The following is a 6585-nucleotide window of genomic DNA, read 5'->3' as shown; positions in this document are numbered from 1 at the left end:
TGGACGAGGTCGCGCGCGAACGCCATTAGCTGCGGCGCGGCGCGCAGAATCCTGCTCGTCCTTGACGCGCTGCTCGGCCAGCGATTTGTCACGATCATCGGCCTTGGCCTGGCGCTTGTAAGCATTGGCCTCGACTTCCACGTCACGCACCTGCTTGCCGGCAACGCGATTGCGTTCCTTGGCACCGTCCAGGCAAGCTGCCACAAAGAACTTCTTGTAGCAGTCGCGCTGTTCGGCGATGTATTGGTCTTCGATGATGAGGCGTTCCTTGTCAGCCTCCGCCAGGATCTCGTCGGCTTCGTCCGTCGAACGAATCGAACCCGACGGATAGCGCTCGTTGAATGCCGGCTTGCCGGGCGTCCCGTAAGGCGCCGGCTCGGCAGCGGCAAGCAGGGGTAGCGTCAGCCCGGCGACTGCCAGCACCAGCATTGCGGCTGGAACGCGGCAGGTCTTCTGAAAAAATGATTGCATGTAACCCTTATCCATAATCAAGCAAGCTTGTCGGCAGCGAGACGGCGTTCGGAATCCATGTACTCGCGCGATTGCATCTCAATGATACGTGAAACCGTGCGGTGGAATTCATTTGCCAGCATGCCTTCCGTATAGAGTTCTTCCGGCTCGACTTCGGCCGACATGATGAGCTTGACCTTGTGATCGTAGAACACATCGATCAACCAGGTGAAGCGACGCGCTTCCGACGACATCGCCGCGGACATGCGCGGGATGCCGGACAGGATCACGGTCTGGAAGCGACTGGCGATTTCGAGATAATCGTTCTGCGAACGCGGGCCTCCGCACAAGGTGGCGAAATCGAACCAGATGGCGCTGCCCGCGCGGCGCAAGGCGCGGATCTCCCGCGCTTCGATGTGCACGCGCGTGTCTTCGTCGGCGGTTTCGGCGACGGCGGCAAACGCCTCGCGCAACTCGCTGTCGGTGGCGGCATTGAGCGGCGTGTGGTAAATCCTGACCTGCTCCAGCGCGCGCTTGCGGTAATCGACGCCGGCATCGATGTTCATGACATCGAGTTTGCTGTTGAGCAGCTGTATGGTCGGCAGCATGCGGTCGCGATGCAGGCCGTCCGGATACAACGTGTCAGGCTTGTAGTTCGACGTCATGACGAAGGACACGCCATTGTCGAACAAGCCGCTTAACAGGTTGTACAGGATCATCGCATCGGCGATGTCGGAAACGTGGAATTCGTCGAAACAGATCAGCCGGTATTTCTTGGCGATGCGCTTGGCGACGTCGTCGAGCGGATTGGCGATACCCTTCAGCTCGTCCAGCTGGCGATGCACGTCGCGCATGAATTCGTGGAAGTGGACGCGCGTCTTGCGCACCACCGGCACCACCGAATAGAAACTGTCCATCAGGAAGGATTTGCCGCGTCCCACGCCGCCCCACATGTACACGCCGCGCGGGACGTCGGGACGATTGATCAGGCGTTTGAAGCTGCTCGACCGTTGCGCTTTGAACGCCACCCATTCTTCATAGGCGCGCTGCAGGCGATCAATCGCACGCTGCTGCGCCTCGTCGGATTTGAAGCCACGCTCGCTTAGCGCGTGATCGTAGAATTCGCGGACATCCATGGTGTGGTCTTGTAAAACGACAATGGGCGAGCCAGGCTCGCCCATTGGGTTGGCATCTCAATGCGCACTATGCGGGCAACTCGAACGCGGCCAGCCCCAGGGGCTGGCCAGGCGTCGGCGACCCGTATTGTCGCACTGATCGCGCATCAGAAGTTCAGCGCGCGCTTGTCCACTGCCAATGCCGCTTCCTTCGTTGCTTCGGACAACGATGGGTGAGCGTGGCAGATACGTGCGATGTCTTCGGCGGAAGCACGGAATTCCATCGCCACAACGGCTTCGGAAATCAGTTCCGACGCCATCGGACCGACGATGTGCACGCCCAGGATTTCGTCAGTCTTGCCATCAGCCAGGAACTTGACCATGCCCGATGTATCGCCCAGCGCACGCGCGCGACCGTTGGCCAGGAACGGGAAAGTGCCGGCTTTGTACGCAACGCCGTCAGCCTTCAGTTGCTGTTCGGTCTTGCCGACCCATGCGATTTCCGGCGAGGTGTAGATAACCCAGGGAATGGTGTTGAAGTTCACGTGACCGTGTTGACCGGCGATACGCTCGGCAACGGCAACGCCCTCTTCTTCCGCCTTGTGCGCCAGCATCGGGCCGCGCACCACGTCGCCCACTGCCCACACGTTCGGCAGATTGGTCTTGCAATCGCCATCAACGGCGATGAAGCCGCGTTCGTCCAGCTTCAGGCCGATGGCTTCAGCGTTCAGGCCGGTTGTGTTCGGGGTACGGCCGATCGAGATGATCAGCTTGTCGAACACGGCCTTTTGCGCGTTGCCCTTGTCGTCGGTGTAGTCGACGCTGACGTCCTTCTTGCCGGCCTTGATGTCGCCGATCTTGACGCCCAGGTTCACTGTCAGGCCTTGCTTGGCCAGCAGCTTTTGGGCTTCCTTGGCGATCTGTTCATCGACTGCGCCGAGGAAAGTCGGCAGCGCTTCCAGCACGGTGACTTCCGCGCCCAGGCGGCGCCAGACCGAGCCCATTTCCAGACCGATGACGCCGGCGCCGATGACGCCCAGCTTCTTCGGTACTTCGGTGATGGCCAATGCGCCGGTGTTCGACAGGATCAGTTCTTCGTCGAATGGTGCGCCCGGCAATGCACGCGCGTTGGAACCGGTCGCGACAATGACTTGCTTGGCGGTGATGGATTCTTCAGTGGCGCCGGCAACCTTGATTTCATAGCCGTTGGCGTCGCCCTTGACGAAGCTGCCGCGGCCGTGGAAGAAGGTGACCTTGTTCTTCTTGAACAGGTACAGGATGCCGTCGTTGTTCTGCTTGACGACGGTGTTCTTGCGACCCAGCATTTGCGGCAGGTTCAGGCTCAGGCCCTTGACGTCGATACCGTGATCCTTGAAAGCATGGCCGGCATGTTCATAGTGCTCGGACGATTGCAGCAGCGCCTTCGATGGAATGCAACCGACGTTGGTGCAAGTGCCGCCAGGTGCAGGACCGCCCTTTTCGTTTTTCCATTCGTCGATGCAGGCGGTGTTGAAGCCCAGTTGTGCTGCGCGGATTGCAGCGATGTAGCCGCCAGGGCCGCCGCCGATGACGACCACGTCAAAATTCTTGCTCATGTTTTATTCCTAATTCGTTGTGCGCGAGTCAGCAGACCCGCGGAGACAAAAAAAGCGCCGAACGCCGAAGCCTTCAGCGCTTAGCCGGCTCTGTGGGCCGTCGGGCAAGCGTAGCGAGCAATCCGAGGTCGTCGCGAGAAGCGCAGCCGTACGGATGTACGGCGAGCATCACAGCGGCGAGATCGGGTTGCGCAGTAGCTTGCCCGGCGGCCATGCTGGATTACAGATCCAAGAGGAGGCGGGCTGGATCTTCCAGCGCTTCCTTGATCGCGACCAGGCTCAGGACGGCTTCGCGGCCATCGATGATGCGGTGATCGTAGGACAGTGCAAAGTAGTTCATCGGACGAATCACGATCTGGCCGTTTTCAACCACGGCGCGATCCTTGGTGGCGTGGATGCCCAGAATCGCCGATTGCGGCGGGTTGATGATCGGCGTCGACAGCATCGAACCGAAAGTACCGCCGTTGGACACGGTGAAGGTGCCGCCGGTCATTTCTTCGATCGACAGCTTGCCGTCCTTGGCCTTCTGACCGAATTCGCCGATCTTCTTTTCGATGTCGGCGATCGACAGTTGATCCGCGTCGCGCAGGACCGGAACCACCAGGCCGCGTGGCGAACCGACCGCAACGCCGATGTCGAAGTAACCGTGGTACACGATGTCGTTGCCGTCAACCGATGCATTGACGATCGGGTACTTCTTCAGTGCGTGGACCACTGCCTTGACGAAGAAGGACATGAAGCCCAGTTTGACGCCGTGTTCTTTTTCGAACTTGTCCTTGTACTTGGCGCGCAGGTCCAGCACAGGTTGCATGTTGATTTCGTTAAACGTGGTCAGGATGGCGTTGGTTGCTTGCGATTGCAGCAGACGCTCGGCCACGGTCGAGATCGGCGACTTCGGCCGCCGGCACCAGGCCCAGATGACGCTCCGGCAATTTGAACTGCAGGTTGCGCGGCAGGCTGCCCAGATAACCGACGCCATGCGGCATGCCCTGGCGCAGCATTTCTTCGTGACGCGGGCTGGCGACGCCGTTGCCGAGCAGGCCCAGCAGTGGAAAACCGGGCCGGTAATGCGCCAGGCCGTAGCCGATCGCTCCCAGCGTCTGCGCCACGCCGGCGACGTCGACCACCGCCACGGCGGGAATCTTCATCAGTTCGGCCAGGTCGGCGCTGCACGGTTCGCCGTCGAACAGGCCCATCACGCCTTCAACCAGGATCAGGTCGGCCTGTTGCGCGGCTTCATGCAGCAGCCGGCGGCATTCCGCCACGCCCATCATCCACAGGTCGAGCTGATATACCGGGTTGCCGCTGGCCCGTTCAAGGATGGTCGGATCGAGGAAGTCCGGCCCGGTCTTGAACACGCGCACCCTGCGACCCTGCGATCGATGCCAGCGCGCCAGCGCCGCCGTCACGGTGGTCTTGCCGTGGTTTGAGCCGGGCGCGGTGATGAACAGCGCCGGGCACAAAACAGAAGACAAAGCGGAAGCGGAAGCCGAAGACGATGCAACCGCGGACGACGGAGTTGCCATGATCAGAACTCCACGCCCTTTTGCGCCTTGATGCCTTGTTCCTTGTACGGATGCTTGAGCGGGCGCATCTCGCTGACCAGGTCGGCCAGCTCGATCAGCGCATCCGGCGCGTGGCGGCCGGTGACCACGATGTGCAGCATCTCGCGCCGTGCGGCGAAGACGTCGAGCACTTCCTGCAGATCGAGGTATTGATACTTGAGCACGATGTTCATCTCGTCCAGGATCACCATGTCATAGGACGGATCCTTGATCATGCGCACCGCTTCGGCCCATCCGTGGGCGGCGGTTTTCATGTCGGCGTCGCGGTCCTGCGTATCCCAGGTGTAGCCGGAACCGACCACGTGGAAATCGCAATTCGCATGGCCGCCGAGGAAGTCGCGCTCGGCGCTGTACAAGGCGCCCTTGATGAACTGCACCACGCCCAGCTTCATGCCGTGGCCGAGGATGCGCATGCCCATGCCGAAGGCGGCGCTGGACTTGCCCTTGCCGGTGCCGGTGTTGACGATCAGCAGGCCTTTTTCCTTTTGTGCGGCGGCCTTCTTTTTCTCGAAGCCTTCCTTGTGCCGCTGGGTCATGCGCTTGTGCGATTCCGGATCGGTTTTCATGATGTGTTCTCTTTATTTCCAGTGTGTTCCGGTGAGTTCGGACAGCAAGGCGGCAACCTTGCTGCGGCTCGGGTGATAACCGATGAAGACCAGTTCGGACTTGTCGGTTTCGACGTCGATCAGGTTTTCGTCGCGTGCGACGGCTTCGCCCACTTTTTTATGCCATTGCAGCAGCGTGGCTTCTGCAACGGATTCTGATAATTGCGGGACTTTTACTTCGATTTGTGCCATGTAACTTCTCCGATTCGGGTTATTCAATAAACATCAGCGCGCATCGCCCTCGCAATGCACGCTGTGCAAGATCTGATTACTTGGTCAGGACAAAGCCTTTGAGCTTGGAAAACGCGGTGTCGATCAGCGCCTTTTGTTGCGCATAGTGCTTGTCGTAGTAACCGACCGCTGGCGATGCGCTGGCTGGACGACCTGCATACGCAAGCTTTTGACCGTCAGTCAGATTTTCAAAGATGTTGTGCTGGATTTGCAGCCATGCGCCTTGGTTTTGCGGCTCGTCCTGCGTCCAGACCAATTCCTGGAAGTTCGGGAATTGCTTGAGCGCAGCGGCGAACGCCTTGTGCGGGAACGGATACAGTTGTTCGACGCGGATGATTGCCGTGTCGGTCTGACCGCGTTCCTTGCGTGCATTGACGAGGTCGTAGTACACCTTGCCCGAGCAAGCGATGATGCGCTTGACCTTCTTGGCGTCGAGCTTGTCGTCCAGTTCCGGAATGACGGTCTGGAACGAACCCTTGGCCAGGTCGGACAGCGGCGAACCGGCATCCTTGTTGCGCAACAGAGACTTCGGCGTCAGGATGATCAGCGGCTTGCGGAACAGGCGGATCATCTGACGGCGCAGCAAGTGGAAAATCTGCGCAGCCGTAGTCGGCTGAACAACTTGCATGTTGTTGTCGGCGCACAGTTGGAGGTAACGCTCGAGACGCGCGGACGAGTGCTCAGGACCCTGGCCTTCGTAACCGTGCGGCAGCATTTGCACCAGACCGGAAGCACGGCCCCACTTCACTTCGCCGGAGCTGATGAACTGGTCCATCACCACTTGCGCGCCATTGGCGAAGTCGCCGAACTGGGCTTCCCAGATCGTCAGCGTGTTCGGTTCGGCAGTCGAGTAACCGTATTCGAAACCGAGCACCGCTTCTTCCGACAGCACGGAATCGATGACGGTGTATGGCGCCTGGTTTTCTGCGACGTTTTGCAGAGGAATATAGGTGCCTGCATCCCAACGTTCACGGTTCTGATCATGCAGAACGGCATGACGGTGGACGAAGGTGCCGCGGCCGGC

4 protein-coding genes and 4 pseudogenes are annotated in these 6585 nt (G+C 60.0%); all 8 read right to left on the bottom strand.

Translation table 11 applies throughout. The features are described 5' to 3' along the window. Nucleotides 1-471, bottom strand: a pseudogene (locus HLUSI_RS29030) (hypothetical protein); the annotation flags it as partial. Between the two features lie 17 nt (nt 472-488). Beyond that, nucleotides 489-1586: a cell division protein ZapE gene (gene zapE / locus HLUSI_RS0116150; RefSeq protein ID WP_029363605.1), complete on the bottom strand. Its 1098-nt coding sequence runs from the start codon at nt 1584-1586 to the stop codon at nt 489-491. 146 nt (nt 1587-1732) lie between these two features. Beyond that, nucleotides 1733-3160: a dihydrolipoyl dehydrogenase gene (gene lpdA, locus HLUSI_RS0116145; RefSeq protein ID WP_016834959.1), complete on the bottom strand. Its 1428-nt coding sequence runs from the start codon at nt 3158-3160 to the stop codon at nt 1733-1735. Between the two features lie 220 nt (nt 3161-3380). Beyond that, a pseudogene (sucB, locus tag HLUSI_RS29025) lies at nt 3381-4037 on the bottom strand (dihydrolipoyllysine-residue succinyltransferase); the annotation flags it as partial. Then, nucleotides 3982-4686 carry a nucleotide-binding protein gene (locus HLUSI_RS29020; RefSeq protein WP_330987164.1) on the bottom strand — a complete coding sequence of 235 codons (705 nt, stop codon included), beginning with the start codon at nt 4684-4686 and terminating at the stop codon, nt 3982-3984. The gene HLUSI_RS29020 and the pseudogene sucB, both read right to left, overlap by 56 nt. A gap of 2 nt (nt 4687-4688) precedes the next feature. Then, nucleotides 4689-5291 carry a cob(I)yrinic acid a,c-diamide adenosyltransferase gene (cobO, locus tag HLUSI_RS0116130; RefSeq protein WP_016834956.1) on the bottom strand — a complete coding sequence of 201 codons (603 nt, stop codon included), beginning with the start codon at nt 5289-5291 and terminating at the stop codon, nt 4689-4691. A gap of 99 nt (nt 5292-5390) precedes the next feature. Then, nucleotides 5391-5522 (bottom strand): annotated as a pseudogene (locus HLUSI_RS31745) (biotin/lipoyl-containing protein); the annotation flags it as partial. Nucleotides 5523-5598: 76 nt separating this feature from the next. Beyond that, nucleotides 5599-6585: pseudogene (gene sucA, locus HLUSI_RS0116120) on the bottom strand (2-oxoglutarate dehydrogenase E1 component); the annotation flags it as partial.

The organism is Herbaspirillum lusitanum P6-12 (genome assembly GCF_000256565.1).
Classification (GTDB): domain Bacteria; phylum Pseudomonadota; class Gammaproteobacteria; order Burkholderiales; family Burkholderiaceae_D; genus Herbaspirillum; species Herbaspirillum lusitanum.
Note: the sequence above shows the minus strand (reverse complement) of the source record. Positions and strands in the feature narration are given on the sequence as shown.